Annotated in this window: 14 protein-coding genes; 8 read left to right on the top strand and 6 right to left on the bottom strand. The window is 49.7% G+C overall.

Annotated elements, in window-relative coordinates; genetic code table 11:
• On the bottom strand, positions 1-975 hold a 975-nt coding region (locus tag ACFFJP_RS13035), incomplete at its 3' end, for an aminoglycoside phosphotransferase family protein (protein WP_377244650.1).
• 138 nt (positions 976-1,113) lie between these two features.
• Here ACFFJP_RS13035 and lptD point away from each other — a divergent pair.
• The 7 genes from lptD to ACFFJP_RS13070 all read left to right on the top strand — a co-directional run bounded on the left by lptD (position 1,114) and on the right by ACFFJP_RS13070 (position 9,805).
• Entirely contained in the window at positions 1,114-3,393 is a 2,280-nt protein-coding gene (lptD, locus tag ACFFJP_RS13040) for an LPS assembly protein LptD (protein ID WP_377244653.1), read from the top strand.
• Between the two features lie 11 nt (positions 3,394-3,404).
• On the top strand, positions 3,405-4,694 hold the full coding sequence (gene surA, locus ACFFJP_RS13045; RefSeq protein ID WP_377244656.1) for a peptidylprolyl isomerase SurA: 1,290 nt from the start codon (positions 3,405-3,407) through the stop codon (positions 4,692-4,694).
• The gene (gene pdxA, locus ACFFJP_RS13050; RefSeq protein WP_377244659.1) at positions 4,694-5,689 is read left to right on the top strand and encodes a 4-hydroxythreonine-4-phosphate dehydrogenase PdxA; all 996 of its coding nucleotides are present in this window, start codon (positions 4,694-4,696) and stop codon (positions 5,687-5,689) included. Before surA ends, pdxA begins: the two co-directional genes overlap by 1 nt.
• On the top strand, positions 5,682-6,527 hold the full coding sequence (rsmA, locus tag ACFFJP_RS13055) for a 16S rRNA (adenine(1518)-N(6)/adenine(1519)-N(6))-dimethyltransferase RsmA (protein WP_377244662.1): 846 nt from the start codon (positions 5,682-5,684) through the stop codon (positions 6,525-6,527). Before pdxA ends, rsmA begins: the two co-directional genes overlap by 8 nt.
• On the top strand, positions 6,524-6,895 hold the full coding sequence (gene apaG, locus ACFFJP_RS13060) for a Co2+/Mg2+ efflux facilitator ApaG/CorD (protein WP_377244665.1): 372 nt from the start codon (positions 6,524-6,526) through the stop codon (positions 6,893-6,895). Before rsmA ends, apaG begins: the two co-directional genes overlap by 4 nt.
• Positions 6,895-7,707, top strand: a complete 813-nt coding sequence (locus tag ACFFJP_RS13065; protein ID WP_377244668.1) for a symmetrical bis(5'-nucleosyl)-tetraphosphatase — start codon at positions 6,895-6,897, stop codon at positions 7,705-7,707. Before apaG ends, ACFFJP_RS13065 begins: the two co-directional genes overlap by 1 nt.
• Positions 7,708-7,792: 85 nt before the next feature.
• Entirely contained in the window at positions 7,793-9,805 is a 2,013-nt protein-coding gene (locus ACFFJP_RS13070) for a methyl-accepting chemotaxis protein (RefSeq protein WP_377244671.1), read from the top strand.
• Positions 9,806-9,947: 142 nt separating this feature from the next.
• On the opposite strand, the gene ACFFJP_RS13075 is transcribed toward ACFFJP_RS13070, so the two are convergent.
• The 5 genes from ACFFJP_RS13075 to rplU all read right to left on the bottom strand — a co-directional run bounded on the left by ACFFJP_RS13075 (position 9,948) and on the right by rplU (position 12,804).
• Complete coding sequence (locus ACFFJP_RS13075) at positions 9,948-10,325, bottom strand: DUF3718 domain-containing protein (protein ID WP_377244674.1); 378 nt, start codon at positions 10,323-10,325, stop codon at positions 9,948-9,950.
• A gap of 77 nt (positions 10,326-10,402) precedes the next feature.
• Complete coding sequence (folA, locus tag ACFFJP_RS13080) at positions 10,403-10,894, bottom strand: type 3 dihydrofolate reductase (RefSeq protein ID WP_377244677.1); 492 nt, start codon at positions 10,892-10,894, stop codon at positions 10,403-10,405.
• A gap of 9 nt (positions 10,895-10,903) precedes the next feature.
• Positions 10,904-12,061 (bottom strand): Obg family GTPase CgtA, encoded by a 1,158-nt coding sequence (gene cgtA, locus ACFFJP_RS13085; protein WP_377244680.1) that lies wholly within the window; start codon positions 12,059-12,061, stop codon positions 10,904-10,906.
• A 158-nt stretch (positions 12,062-12,219) separates the two neighbouring features.
• Positions 12,220-12,477 (bottom strand): 50S ribosomal protein L27, encoded by a 258-nt coding sequence (gene rpmA, locus ACFFJP_RS13090; protein ID WP_031566953.1) that lies wholly within the window; start codon positions 12,475-12,477, stop codon positions 12,220-12,222.
• Positions 12,478-12,495: 18 nt separating this feature from the next.
• On the bottom strand, positions 12,496-12,804 hold the full coding sequence (gene rplU / locus ACFFJP_RS13095) for a 50S ribosomal protein L21 (protein ID WP_031566951.1): 309 nt from the start codon (positions 12,802-12,804) through the stop codon (positions 12,496-12,498).
• 210 nt (positions 12,805-13,014) lie between these two features.
• On the opposite strand from rplU, the gene ispB reads away from it, so the two are divergent.
• Positions 13,015-13,986, top strand: a complete 972-nt coding sequence (gene ispB, locus ACFFJP_RS13100) for an octaprenyl diphosphate synthase (protein ID WP_377244684.1) — start codon at positions 13,015-13,017, stop codon at positions 13,984-13,986.
• Positions 13,987-14,035 lie beyond the last annotated feature (49 nt).

Here is a 14,035-nt window from a genome sequence, read left to right on the forward strand (position 1 = left end):
TACGACGGCATCAAACCACTGGCTAAATTCGGTTAGTTCCGGATAAATGGCAGCAATATCGCGCACATAACTCACTACTCGTGGTAAGTCTGCCAGATAACCGGCTTTGCCATCACGGTGGTAGAGACGGGCAAAAATACCGCAAACTTTTAGATGGCGTTGCAAGCCGGTCCAGTCAAACGCCCGGCGGAATTGTGCTAGTGAGTAGTCTGCACTCACCCGGTTTTGCTGCTGCAGCAGCAGATAAAACTCATCACGCAGTGACGCCACCAGTGCATCCGGCCAGCGCAGATAACAGTCGCGCAATAACGACACTGCGTCGTAGCTGACGGGCCCGACAACGGCGTCCTGAAAATCAATCACCGCCAGCGATTGGTCGGGCTGGATCATCAGATTACGGCTATGAAAATCACGGTGCATGCCTGCTTGCGGTTGCGCCAGTACTTCATCAGCGATTTGGCTAAAAGTATTGTTCAGCATCTGGCTGGTTGTTGCATCCGGTGAGATTTGTAAATGCACCGGTAAAAACCAGTCGAGGAAAATTTGCAGTTCCCGCAACACAAAGGCGCGGTCAAATTGTGGTAATGGGCCTTGCGAGGTGGCCGTGACTGTCTGCATCAGCGGTAGTAACCGTAGTGCTTGCCGATACCAATCAGCAGCATTTTGCGCATTCAGGCTGAACTGCAATAGTTCGTCGCCCAAATCCTGCAATAACACCAGGCCGGCAGCGGGGTCCGAGGTCAATACCGCCGGCACTTGCAGACCGGCAGCAGCCAATGCATTCGCCACTGCGATGAAACGCTGACTATCTTCCAACGCCGGTGGCGCATCCATTAAAACCCAGCGTGCTGTATCATTTTGTACGCGGAAATAACGGCGGAAACTGGCGTCACCACTGATCGCGTGAAACTGTATGGGGCTGTCAGCCTGATACTGCTGTAAAAAATTCTGAATTTGTGACAACCTTTCCGCCACCTGAGCACTCCAAACCGAGCAAAAGCCGCACTATAACGGATTAGCCGAGCGGCGAAAATTGATTTATCATACAGGCCCTCTTTTTGCACACAGGTCATCAGTGGCCTGATGGAACAGAGCAACTTTTTGGAACGCCGGATGAAATACCAAGCCTTGTACCTGCTGATGTTCGGACTCCCGGGTCTGGCGTTTGCTGCTGAGCCGGTCAGGCAATGTTATCCCACGCTGACGTTGCCCGAGCGGCTGGCGCAGCTCGATAAAAATGATAACAACCTGCGGATCTTTTCCGGCAAAGTCAGATTGAACGATAACCAGAGTGCTGTATTCAGCGACGGTGTCGAGCTGACGCACCGCGATACCTTATTAAGTGCCCCTAGTGCGACTTTCTCTAAAGCTGAGCAACATATGTTCGCTGACGGCGGGATTAGCTATTACAGCCCGCAACTTAAAGTCAGTAGCAGTTCGTTCAGTGCGCGTGTCAACGACAACAATGCCACTATGACCGATGCGGACTACCGCTTTATCAGCCAGGCTGGCCGCGGCTATGCAAAGGAAATGCAGGCGTCCAGCGAACAGGTCAAGTTAAAGGAAGCCAGCTTTACTACCTGCCCTGATGGCGACAATGGCTGGGCACTGGAAGCAGAAGATATCCAGCTCAATGCCGATGATGGTTGGGGCGAAGCCTGGAATTCGGTGGTGAAAATTAAAGGCGTGCCGGTGTTGTATTTGCCATATATGACCTTCCCGGTCAGCAATCAGCGCAAATCTGGCCTGTTAATTCCAAAGTTTGGCAGCTCACAAAAACTCGGCGTGGATTTACAGCTGCCGTATTATCTGAATCTGGCCGACAACTACGACGCCACGATCACGCCACGTTATATGAGCGAACGCGGCACTCAGCTGAAAACCGAGTTTAGGTATCTGACCGCACAGGACAGCGGAAAACTACAGCTGGAATTTCTGCCGGAAGATCAGGATAAACCCGCCGGTTTTGGCAGTCGTTACCTGAGCCACGTCGAACATCGTTCTGATTTTGCTGATAACTGGCGTGCGCAGGTCGATTTTACTGATGTCAGCGATGATGGTTATTTAAGTGAACTTGGCTCCGATTTTAATAATCAGAGCGATACGCAGCTAAATCGTCAAGCAAGCCTGAGTTATTTTGGTGCGGACGTGCGTTCAGATATCCGGTTACAAGGCTTTGAAATTCTGGGTAATTATGCTGACACCTACTCCTATGCGGCGCTGCCGCAATGGGATTTGCAATCAGCACGCCCGCTTCAACTGCCCGCCGGTGTTGAATTCAGCTGGCACAGTCAGTATTCCCATTTTGCCAATGACAATGCGCCGATTAAACAAGCCGACCGGCTGCATCTGGAACCCACATTACGGTTACCTTATGTAACACCAGCTTATGAACTGCAGTTCGAGACTGGCCTGATGTCGACGTTTTATCAACAAAAACGCCGTACCGATCTGACCACTTTACCGCCCGAACTGGCACTGGTGGCTGAAGATACCGAACGGCATCTGCCGAAAGTACAGCTGAACGGTAAGCTGAATTTCGAGCGTGACGCACGCTGGTTTGGTCAGTCGTCGTTACAGACGCTGGAGCCGCAGATCCAGTATTTGTATATTCCATACCGTGATCAGAGCCAAATCTGGCAATACGATACGGCACGGCTGCAGGATGACTACTACGGTTTGTTCCGGCAAAATCGTTTTTCCGGGCTGGATCGGATCAACGATGCGAACCAGCTGACGCTGGGTGCGACAACGCGGATCTATGACGAATTTGATACTGAGCGTTTCCGTTTCAGTTTGGGCCAAATCCTGTTTCTAGCGACGCCGGATGGGAAAAATCTCGACAACAATCAACCGATCGCTGCAACAGAATCCATCTTTGCCGCTGAATCTGTGCTGCATTTTCAGCAACGCTGGTTTTTAAACAACGGCGTACAGTATGATTCGAAAACCAAGCGGGTGATTAAAAGTAATGTGTCGCTGGACTATCGTGCAGATGATAAAAACCTGCTGCAGTTGAACCATCGCTACAGCCGCTATGTCTCAGGCAACGAGATTGAGCAGTTGGGTGCCTTAGGTACCATGCCGCTGAATAATCAATGGCAGCTGGTTGGCAGTTACTATCGCGATTTGCACAATGACCGGATGATTGAAGCCAACGTCGGATTGCAGTATGAATCCTGCTGCTGGGCGGTCCGGCTGATCGCCCGCCGACAAATTGAGACCAATCTGGATTTGCCGATCAACAATATCAACTCCCCGTTCAAACTCGACAGCGGCATTGCGTTGCAGTTTGTGTTAAAAGGGTTTGGTGATAGTGCCGGTTTTAACGTGACGGACATGCTGTCCACTGGGGTCTTTGGTTATCGCCGTCCCTATTTATTAAATAATTAGACTGGAAAATTATGAAGTTAACACAGCTGATTGCCGCGACTCTGACCACTTGTGTCATGTTGAATTGCCAGGCCGCCGAAACCAAAGTCGATGCCGTAGCCGCGATCGTCAACAATAGTGTCGTTCTGGAAACTGAAGTACGCGACATGGTCGCCCGCGTGAAAAAGAACGCAGCCAAACAAGGTCAGACTTTGCCATCTGATTCTGCTTTACAGGTGCAAGCCCTGGAACGCTTAATCATGAACAGCCTGCAGCTGCAGGTGGCAAAACGGATGGGTCTGCAAATCACCGATGCGCAACTTGATCAGACCATCGAAAACATCGCCCGGGAGCAAAAAGTCTCTGTCGAGCAATTCCGTGCCCAGGTCGTGCGGGAAGAAGGCAGCTATGAGCTGTTTCGTGAGCGCTTGCGCGAAGAAATCACTACAGGTGAAGTGCTGCGTGCCAACGTGCAGCGTCGCATTTATGTCAGCCCGCAAGAGATTGATACGCTGACCAAAATGATGGAACAACAAGGCGCCAGTAACGAACAATACAACATCGGCCATATTTTACTGGCGTTGCCAGGTCAGCCAAGCGAAGAGCAGATCAAAGATGCTGAAAGCAAAGCGACCAAAGTGATGGAATTGTTGCGCGGCGGCAGCGACTTCAAAAAAATCGCCATTGCCTCTTCGTCTGCTGAAACCGCACTGGAAGGCGGTGATATGGGCTGGATGAATATCAATGAAATGCCAACCTTGTTCGCGGACCAGGTGCGCGGCAAAAAGAAAAAGGACCTGATCGGACCGCTGCGTTCAGGGGCCGGTTTCCACATTCTGACCATCTTTGACATCAAAGGCGCTAACGTCGTTGAATTCGAAGAAATTTCTTCGCGCCATGTCTTAATCAAGCCATCCATCATTGTCAGTGAAGAGAAAGCCAAAAATATGCTGGCGAAATTTGCAGTTGATTTTAAAGCCGGTAAAGCGGATTTCGCCAAGTTTGCCAAAGAAAATTCAGAAGATCCGGGCTCACGTTTAAAAGGCGGCGAGCTGGGTTGGGCCGATCCGAACGTGTTTGTTCCTGAGTTCCGCGATACTTTAAAATCGTTGAAAAAAGATCAGCTCAGCGAACCATTCCGCACCGAACACGGTTGGCACATCGTGCAGTTGATGGACCGCCGCACTGTAGATGCCACGGCCGAGAAAAAACGTGAACAGGTTACGCGGATGATTTATAACCGCCGCTTCAACGAGGAATCCAGCAACTTCCTGCGTGAGATCCGCGACGAAGCCTTTATCGAAGTATTGGCAGATAAATAATGACGTTACGGATTGGCGTCACACCGGGCGAACCCGCCGGCATTGGTCCGGATCTGATCATTCAGCTGGCACAGCAGGACTGGCCGGCTGAGCTGGTGGTCTGCGCTGATCCGTCGTTGTTGCTGGACAGGGCAAAACTACTCGGCCTGCCACTGCAGCTAATGCCCTATCAGGCTGACTTGCCGCCACAGCCACAACGCGCCGGCACTCTGACCATCGCGCCTTTTACTCTGGCGCAGCCGGTGGAACCCGGCGTGCTGAATGAAAATAACGGTCGCTACGTGGTTGATACACTGACCTTCGCCGGCCAGCAATCGATGCAAAAGCAGTTTGACGCCATTGTTACAGGCCCGGTACACAAAGGCATTATCAATAAATCCGGTATTCCTTTTAGCGGTCATACCGAGTTTTTTGCCCTGCAATCGAATACGCCCTATGTGGTGATGATGTTGGCCACCGAGGGCTTGCGTGTAGCGTTAGTCACAACACACATTCCACTGGCTTATGTCGCGAAAGCCATCACCCGGGAACGTTTGCTGCAAGTTACTCGGATCCTGCACCAGGATTTACAGCAGAAATTTGCCATCGCCAATCCACGCATTTATGTCTGCGGACTTAATCCACACGCTGGCGAAGATGGCCATCTCGGCCGGGAAGAAATCGACGTGATCCGGCCTGCATTGGATGAACTGCGGGCTGAAGGCATGGACTTGATAGGTCCGTTGCCGGCCGACACCTTATTCCAAAGTAAATATCTCGACAACGCCGACGCAGTTCTGGCGATGTATCATGACCAGGGCTTGCCGGTGCTGAAACATAAAGGTTTCGGCCGTTCGGTGAATATCAGCCTTGGGCTACCTCTGATCCGGACCTCGGTCGATCACGGCACTGCATTGGACCTGGCCGGCAAAGGTCTGGCAGATCCTGGCAGTTTTCAGCATGCGCTGGACCAAGCCATTTTTTTAGCGACTCAATCAAAAGCACAACATGACTGATAAAGTACACATGGGGCATCAGGCCCGTAAAAGATTTGGCCAGAACTTCCTGCACGATCCGGCTGTGATTGAACGCATTGTTAAAGCGATAGCGCCAAAACCGGGTGAGCATCTGGTAGAGATCGGTCCTGGTCTTGGTGCATTAACCGAACCAGTGGCTGAACGTTGTGGCCATTTGACCGTTGTCGAACTGGACCGTGATTTGGCACAGCGCCTGCGTGAACATCCGACTCTGGCTGATAAACTGACAATTTATCAAACGGATGCAATGAAGTTTGATTTCAGTCAGCTGATGCCGCAAAGCGGCAAGCTAAAAGTCTTTGGCAACCTGCCATATAACATTTCGACTCCCCTGCTGTTTCACCTGTTTGATTTTGCCGACTGCATCGAGAACATGCATTTCATGCTACAAAAAGAAGTAGTTGAACGGATGACTGCCGGACACGGCAGTAAAACCTACGGCCGGCTCAGTGTGATGACCCAGTTTTTCTGCCAGGCCATTCCGGTGGTGGAAGTAGGTCCAGGCGCTTTTAAACCAGCGCCCAAAGTCGACTCTGCGGTAGTCAGGCTCATTCCAAAACCAGTAGCAGAACGTGCTGACGTGCCGGTCGCAGTGTTAAACCGGGTTTGTCTGGAAGCCTTTAATCAAAGACGCAAAACACTGCGAAACTGTTTCAGCAACTTTGCCACCGCTGCCGACATTGAAGCGCTGGGCATCAATCCGGGTCTGCGGCCAGAACAGTTGTCGGTCGGTGAATTTATCCGTGTCGCCCAGTGGCTGGCGCAACAACCTGATGCAATGGGTGTTGCGGTCAGCACCGATGGAGATGTGCTGTGATTTACCAAATCCCGATCAACGTCGAGACGTTTTACATCGCGGGCCAGTCCGATGCTGCGGCGGAACGATTTGTTTTCGCCTATACCATCACTATCCGCAATGAATCTGGCTCAGCGGTCAAATTACTGCGCCGCTACTGGTCAATTACCGATGCCAATGGCAAACATACTGAAGTCCGTGGCGACGGCGTAGTCGGTGAGCAACCGGAACTGGCACCTGGGTCCAGCTACACCTACACCAGTGGCGCCGTGTTGGAAACGCCAGTCGGCACTATGCAGGGCCATTACGAGATGCAGACGACGGATGGTAACGAATTCGAAGCGCCGATCCCGCTGTTCCGGCTTGCAGTCCCTAACGTGCTGAATTAATGGCTCGTTATGTCATTGGTGATGTGCAAGGCTGCTTTGATCAGCTGCAGCAGCTGCTGAGCTTAATCGACTTTGACCCGACGCACGACCAGCTTTGGTTCTGCGGCGATTTGATTGCCCGCGGCCCGAAATCTCTGGAAACCTTACGCTTCGTGAAAGATCTCGGTGCTGCTGCTATCACAGTACTTGGCAATCACGACCTGAACTTTCTGGCGAGTTTATATGGTTATGGCCGGGTAGGTCCGGCAGACCAACTCGAAGCGTTACTCCAAGCCCCCGATCTGAGCGAACTTGCACACTGGTTACAGCAACAACCGCTTATTCATTATGATGAGACAGATCAATTGTTGCTGGTCCATGCCGGCCTTGCACCTGAGTGGAGCATTGATACGGCGCTCAAAGCCTGTCATGCCGTCGAGCAACAGCTGCGCACTGATCCGGTCAGTCTTTATGCGCAGATGTATGGCAACAGTCCGGATCTATGGTCAGATGCCCATTCAACCTTTGAAAAATACCGGTTTACCATCAATAGTTGCAGCCGGATGCGTTACTGTTTTGCCGATGGCCGGCTCGAACTGCGGCAGAAAGGCGAATTATCAGATAATCCGCTGTTGACCCCTTGGTTTGATTTCTGGTCTGATAGAGAACATCCAATGATCTTTTTTGGTCATTGGGCTGCGTTACAGGGGTACTCCCCTGTTTCGGGAATTCACGCGCTGGACACAGGCTGTGTCTGGGGGCAGGCTCTCACATGCTATTGTATTGAATCTCAACAGCGTTTTAGTGTTGCCGGCTACGAAAAAAGACTATAATAATTGGGTTTTATTCATACCGATCCCGAACAATTGCATGGATGCTGTTGAAGGAGATTGTTGACCAACCCGTTGGGAGTTCCATATGAAGTTAACCGTTGCATTGCGCATCATCGGCGGCTTTGGTGTGATATCAGTGTTGTTACTGATCATCGGCCTTACCTCCTACTCCAGCCTGAACAATATCAGTGATTCCACAAGCCAGGTAAATACCATTTCGATCCCTGCGCTGGAGAACAGTGCCACGCTGCAAAGTGAATTTGTCAAAATGAGCAAAATCACCTTACAAGCGTTTTATACCGATGAAGTGAAGAAGATAACGGCTTTTGAAACAGCATTTGCTGTAGAAAAAGATGCGTATGATTCCGCTGCAAAAAATCTGCAGTCTGTGGTTGGTAATGAACCCGTGCTCGCCGCGAGCTTCAAAGACGTCACAGGCCAATACGATGAATTTATTCCAACCAGCAATAATCTGTTTGCTCAGCTGAAAAAATCTCTGTCACTGCGCGATTCAATTAACAGTAAACTGGGTGACTTAGAAAGCAATGCTGACGATTCTGCTTCGTTAATCCTTGATTTCAGTGACGTACGGGATGTCAGCCGCCGTTTCCCTAAAGCCGCTGAAGCAGCTTCAGTCCTCGAAACCAGCATGAACTCGATGGTCAGTACTGTGGTGGATTTGACCCGGACTAACGCCGCCAACACCTCCGAAACACTCAGCAATGAAATCAAAAACCGGATGACCGATATCGTGGCAAAGATGGAAATCATCAAAGCCGAAGCCGGTGGTGCGGTCGATATGGTGGCTGATTTAGACGAAAAAATCACCGCTATCAATGAATTACTTACGGCAGACGACGGAATTCTGGCTTTAAAATCTAATAAGTTGGCGGCCGAAGCCTCAGCGACAAAGTTATTGGCAACTGCTGAACAACAAACTACAGATGCCAGCGCAGCACTGAGCAAACTGCTGACGAAAGCGCGTGAAGCTGCAGGCGAAATCCAACAAGAAGCAGCATCAAGTGTTAGCAGCGCTGTTGTCACTATCTTCGTCGTCATGGCATTCTCATTCGCAGCAGCAGCAGTGATTGCCCTGTGGACCCGCAGCAGCATTACAACACCGTTGAGTAAAGTGAATGATATTCTCGGCGTGGTCGCTTCAGGTGATTTGACCAAGCAGCTGGACGATTCTGCTCAGGATGAATTCGGTGAGTTAGCCCGCAACTGTAATAAAGTAATTGGTAACCTGCGCCAACTGATCCAGGGCATCATTTCCCGTTCTACCCAGTTAGCAGCAGCATCCGAACAAACATCTGCGATAACAGTGCAATCTACCGCCGCCATCCGTGAGCAGAAATCTCAGGTTACGCAGGCTGCCACTGCAACCACTGAAATGAGCAGCACTTCGCAAGGTGTACTGCAAAGTTCAAACGATGCACTGGCTGAAATCAAACACGCTGATGCAGAAGCGGAACGTGTGAAAGGTATTTCGTCCAACAACAAGCAAACGATCCTGCAGTTGTCGCAGGAAGTTGAACAGGCATCTAAAGTCATCAATAAACTGCATCAGGACAGCGCTTCGATTGGAAGCATCCTGGATGTTATCCGTGGTATCGCCGAACAAACCAACTTACTCGCTCTGAACGCCGCTATCGAAGCAGCCCGCGCCGGTGAACAAGGCCGTGGTTTTGCGGTAGTTGCTGACGAAGTGCGTTCTCTGGCCAGCAAAACTCAAAGCTCGACGCAGGAAATTCAAGCGATGATTCAGGTGCTGCAAAGTGGTGCTCATGCAGCAGTTGAAGCAATGAACAAAGGCAAACGTCAGGCAGAAAACTGTGTAGCGCAGACTGAAGTCGCAGATCAGGCATTAGATTCAATCACCCATGCTGTGCATATGGCACATGACATGAGTGAGCAAATCTCTCATGCTGCGAAAGAACAGAATCAGGTTTCACATGAGATCAGCAAACTGCTGGAATCAATCGTCAATATCGCCGAGGAAACAGCTTCTGGTGCTGAGCAAACCTCAGACTCCAGTCATGAAGTTGCACGTCTGGCTGAAGAACTGCGGTTGTCGGTTGATCAATTTAAGGTCTGATTGAACATCGATATGAAAAAAGGAGCTTCGGCTCCTTTTTTGTTGTACAAAAATCAAGAACAACTGAACTAAAGATATAACTCGAGCAGCTGCAGACGTAAAAAAGCCGTGGGATCCACGGCTTTTTCCTGAATTTTTATGGCTACTCGCCACCGCCTGCCCGAGCTTTCAGCACCGCGATCAACGCTGAGCCAGCATGATTAGATTCTGCCCAAGCGATATCACCTGATGCCGTAATTTGCGCGGCAGGTAACTGTTTGACAATAAACTCACCAGCACCAGCTGCGTTACTTTTTACGGCGAATCGAATCAGTGATAAACCGTCACAAAGCACACCATCATAAATATTGCGTAGCCGTAATCGGTTATCAGACAACAACTTACGAAAGCGATTCTTATCATCTGCTTTGACATAATCACACATCGAAGCAGCCAGCTGCTCCTGAGCCTGAGCGGCTGGTGCAACGACCATTAAACCTGCAGCCAACGACAGACATAACGTGGCGTTTATTAATTTCATAGGCAACCTCTGAGGCAGAATTAGCAAAACAAAATTAATAGTAGCAACATGTTAGGTGATGCGCAACGCTGGAAATTTCAGCGTTCACGTTCAAGTTGTAAGAAGCGGTAATCTACCGAATTCTTATCATCCGCCTGAAACATTTGCTCCGAACTTATCCGCCACCGGCCAAAGGCATGGTAGTCAGGAAAATAAGCATCACCCGCTACTTCAAGCGCAAACTCGGACAAGTAGAGGCGGTCAGCCATCGGTAAAGTTTGGCGGTACAACTCAGCACCGCCGATCACCATCACCTCGGGTTCTGCTGAAAGCAGCGCTAAAGCATCATCAAGACTATTTACCCAATCAGCCGCAAAGCCATCGGGCTTGACCTGACGACTGATCACGACATTGCGCCGGCCGGGCAATAATCGACCGATGGAATCGAATGTCTTACGGCCCATCACCACCGGCTTGCCCAGAGTCACTTGCTTAAAATGCGCTAGATCAGCGGGCATATGCCAAGGCATCTGGTTGTTCAAACCAATCACCCGGTCATTTGCCATCGCAGCAATCAGACTTAACAACATGCATCATCCTTAACGGCGATAAATTACTTCGACTTCGTAGTCATCATCATCAAAATCATCATCGTCATCCAAGTCGTCCGCCAGATTCATCGCGTCCGCATGATAGTCGTCCCATTTAAACTGCACAGGGTCGAGCAACTGCTCTTTTGGCGCTTCTTTTGGCAACTGATCGAGGTAAGCCTGAATATCCTGACACAGAGCTTCTGTATGCGTTCTGGACGCTGCAGATACCTGATATACCGGACCATCCCAGTCTATCGCAGAAATGACTTTTTGTTTTATTTCTTCGAGCTCGTCTTCCAGCACCAGATCAATTTTGTTAAAAACCAGCCAACGTGGTTTATTTGCCAGTTTGTCACTGTATTTGCCCAACTCGTGGATGATAACCTGAGCATTTTCTGCAGGATCTGAACCGTCTGCTGGCAACACATCAATCATATGAAGTAACAGGCCACAGCGCTCAAGATGTTTCAGAAACTGGATGCCTAAACCGGCGCCTTCTGCAGCGCCTTCAATCAGTCCCGGGATATCAGCGATCACGAATGACTTGCTGCTTTCAGTTCTGACCACGCCAAGATTTGGTACTAATGTCGTAAACGGATAATCCGCAACTTTCGGTTTTGCGGAAGAAACTGCCCGAATAAACGTTGATTTACCGGCGTTTGGCAGTCCTAACATGCCGACGTCTGCGAGTAGTAATAATTCCAGACGCAGATTTCGAACTTCACCTGGAGTTCCGTTGGTTTTTTTCCGTGGTGTGCGGTTAGTACTGCTGGCAAAACGAGCGTTGCCCAGACCATGCCAGCCGCCTTTAGCAACCATCAGTTTTAAACCGTTTCTGGTCAAATCACCCAAGACTTCGTTCGTGTCAACATCAACTGCACGCGTGCCAACGGGCACTCGTAATACTGAATCTTCACCGCGCTTACCAGTACAGTTCGTACTCATGCCATTCTGGCCACGCTGCGCGATATGTAGTTTTTCAAATTGGTAATCAACCAACGTATTGAGGTTACTGTCCGCAATCAGATAGACGTCGCCGCCGTCTCCGCCATCACCACCATTTGGTCCACCCTTGGATACAAACTTTTCGCGGCGGAAACTGATGATCCCATTACCACCATCGCCGGCTTCGACCCGGATCAGAGCCTCATCAACAAATTTCATTTCGACCTATCCTGCTAAATACATTGCGAACATTATAAACCTATGATTCTTGAACTGCGAAAACAAAGGCCTGTTGTTTCAAAACTATGCGTTATCTTTTTACTGATAAGCAAAAAAAAACCCCGCTCTGTGCGGGGTTTCTTCGGAGATTTCAGCTGTTATTCGCTAACGATGCTAACGAATTTACGGCTGTGCTCGCCTTTCACTTCAAACTGAACTTTACCGTCAGTTAAAGCAAACAGCGTGTGATCTTTACCGATACCCACGTTGGTGCCAGCATGGAACTTAGTACCACGTTGACGCACGATGATGTTACCAGCCAGAACTGATTCACCGCCAAAACGCTTAACACCTAAGCGTTTCGCTTCTGAATCACGACCGTTGCGTGTACTACCTACACCTTTTTTACTTGCCATGAGTCGTTACTCCTGAAATTAAGCGCTGATGCCAGTAATTTTCACTTCAGTAAACCACTGACGATGGCCAGCTTGTTTACGGTAGTGCTTACGACGGCGGAATTTGACGATTTTAACTTTATCGCCACGGTCATGTGCGACCACTTCCGCAGTAACTTTACTGCCTTCTACGACTGGAGTACCGATTTTTACATCGTCGCCGTTTACGATCATCAGGGCAGCAAACTCAACCTTTGCACCCATCTCTAAGTCCAGTTTTTCTAGACGAAGGGTTTGACCTTCAGTCACACGGTGCTGTTTACCACCACTTTGGAAAACCGCGTACATAGTTAGAACTCCGTACAGATCACGCCAACCGCAGAGGGGGCGTGTTAATTAGATTCACAGGGCGCGAATTGTACGCAATTTCCCCTACCCTCGCAAGCACAAATATTAAAAAGATCATCAACCAACAAAAAGGATCGAGATTTAGTTTTGCCACTTTCGTTGTTGTTGTAGAATCCAGTCATTCTGGTTTCCTGAATTAACTGACCCCGCATGACGCTCGATGAAATCCGCTTACTGAGCCAGCACGACATGACTGCCGTGAACGAACATATTTTTTCTCAGTTGAATTCTGACGTTGCGCTGATCAATCAGCTCGGCATTTATATTGTTAACAGCGGAGGTAAGCGTTTACGCCCGCTACTTGCAGTCCTTGCGGCACGCGCACTCGGTTATCAGGGGGTGCAGCATGTAACGCTAGCGACCATTATAGAGTTTATCCACACAGCTACTTTGCTGCATGATGACGTCGTCGATGAATCGATGCTCCGTCGTGGCAAAGAAACTGCAAACGCAGTTTTTGGTAATCAGGCCAGCGTCCTGGTGGGCGACTTTTTGTACACACGGGCTTTCCAACTGATGGTGTCGCTGGAGCGCATGCGCGTCATGCAGATCCTCGCAGATGCAACCAACGTGATTGCTGAAGGTGAAGTACTGCAATTGATGAACGTAAATGACCCTGACACAACCGAACAGAGTTATATGCAAGTCATTTATTGCAAAACAGCACGTCTGTTTGAGGCCGCAACCGAACTGGCAGCAATACTAGCTGACAAAGACGCTACAACGACTGAAGCAATGCGTCTTTATGGCCTACACCTCGGTACTGCATTTCAATTAATTGATGATGTTCTGGACTACCAGGCAGATGTGCATGAACTCGGCAAAAATATCGGCGACGATCTGGCTGAAGGCAAACCGACCTTACCATTGATCCATGCCCTGAAACACGGTAATCAAACGCAACAGGCATTAATTCGTGAAGCGATTGTTGAAGGGAATGGTTTGCAACACTTCGACGCCATTATGACTGCAATGCACGATACAAACGCTTTTGGTTACACCCGAAATCTTGCTGAACAGGAAGCGGAATTAGCCAAACAGGCTATTGAGTTTTTACCGCCCAGCCCTTACAAAAACGCTCTAATGACACTGGCTGATATTGCCGTAGAACGCTCTCACTAGAGCAGCTTTCTCCAAGCGCTAAAACGTAAAAAGCCAGCTGATGCTGGCT

The organism is Rheinheimera tilapiae (genome assembly GCF_042432165.1).
Lineage (GTDB): Bacteria > Pseudomonadota > Gammaproteobacteria > Enterobacterales > Alteromonadaceae > Pararheinheimera > Pararheinheimera tilapiae.

Coding starts and splice junctions, on each gene's coding strand:
- ACFFJP_RS13075 (WP_377244674.1), bottom strand. CDS start 10,325: ATGAAATTAATAAACGCCACGTTATGTCTGTCGTTGGCTGCAGGTTTA.
- ACFFJP_RS13070 (WP_377244671.1), top strand. CDS start 7,793: ATGAAGTTAACCGTTGCATTGCGCATCATCGGCGGCTTTGGTGTGATA.
- rsmA (WP_377244662.1), top strand. CDS start 5,682: ATGACTGATAAAGTACACATGGGGCATCAGGCCCGTAAAAGATTTGGC.
- cgtA (WP_377244680.1), bottom strand. CDS start 12,061: ATGAAATTTGTTGATGAGGCTCTGATCCGGGTCGAAGCCGGCGATGGT.
- rplU (WP_031566951.1), bottom strand. CDS start 12,804: ATGTACGCGGTTTTCCAAAGTGGTGGTAAACAGCACCGTGTGACTGAA.
- pdxA (WP_377244659.1), top strand. CDS start 4,694: ATGACGTTACGGATTGGCGTCACACCGGGCGAACCCGCCGGCATTGGT.
- lptD (WP_377244653.1), top strand. CDS start 1,114: ATGAAATACCAAGCCTTGTACCTGCTGATGTTCGGACTCCCGGGTCTG.
- surA (WP_377244656.1), top strand. CDS start 3,405: ATGAAGTTAACACAGCTGATTGCCGCGACTCTGACCACTTGTGTCATG.
- ispB (WP_377244684.1), top strand. CDS start 13,015: ATGACGCTCGATGAAATCCGCTTACTGAGCCAGCACGACATGACTGCC.
- folA (WP_377244677.1), bottom strand. CDS start 10,894: ATGTTGTTAAGTCTGATTGCTGCGATGGCAAATGACCGGGTGATTGGT.
- ACFFJP_RS13065 (WP_377244668.1), top strand. CDS start 6,895: ATGGCTCGTTATGTCATTGGTGATGTGCAAGGCTGCTTTGATCAGCTG.
- rpmA (WP_031566953.1), bottom strand. CDS start 12,477: ATGGCAAGTAAAAAAGGTGTAGGTAGTACACGCAACGGTCGTGATTCA.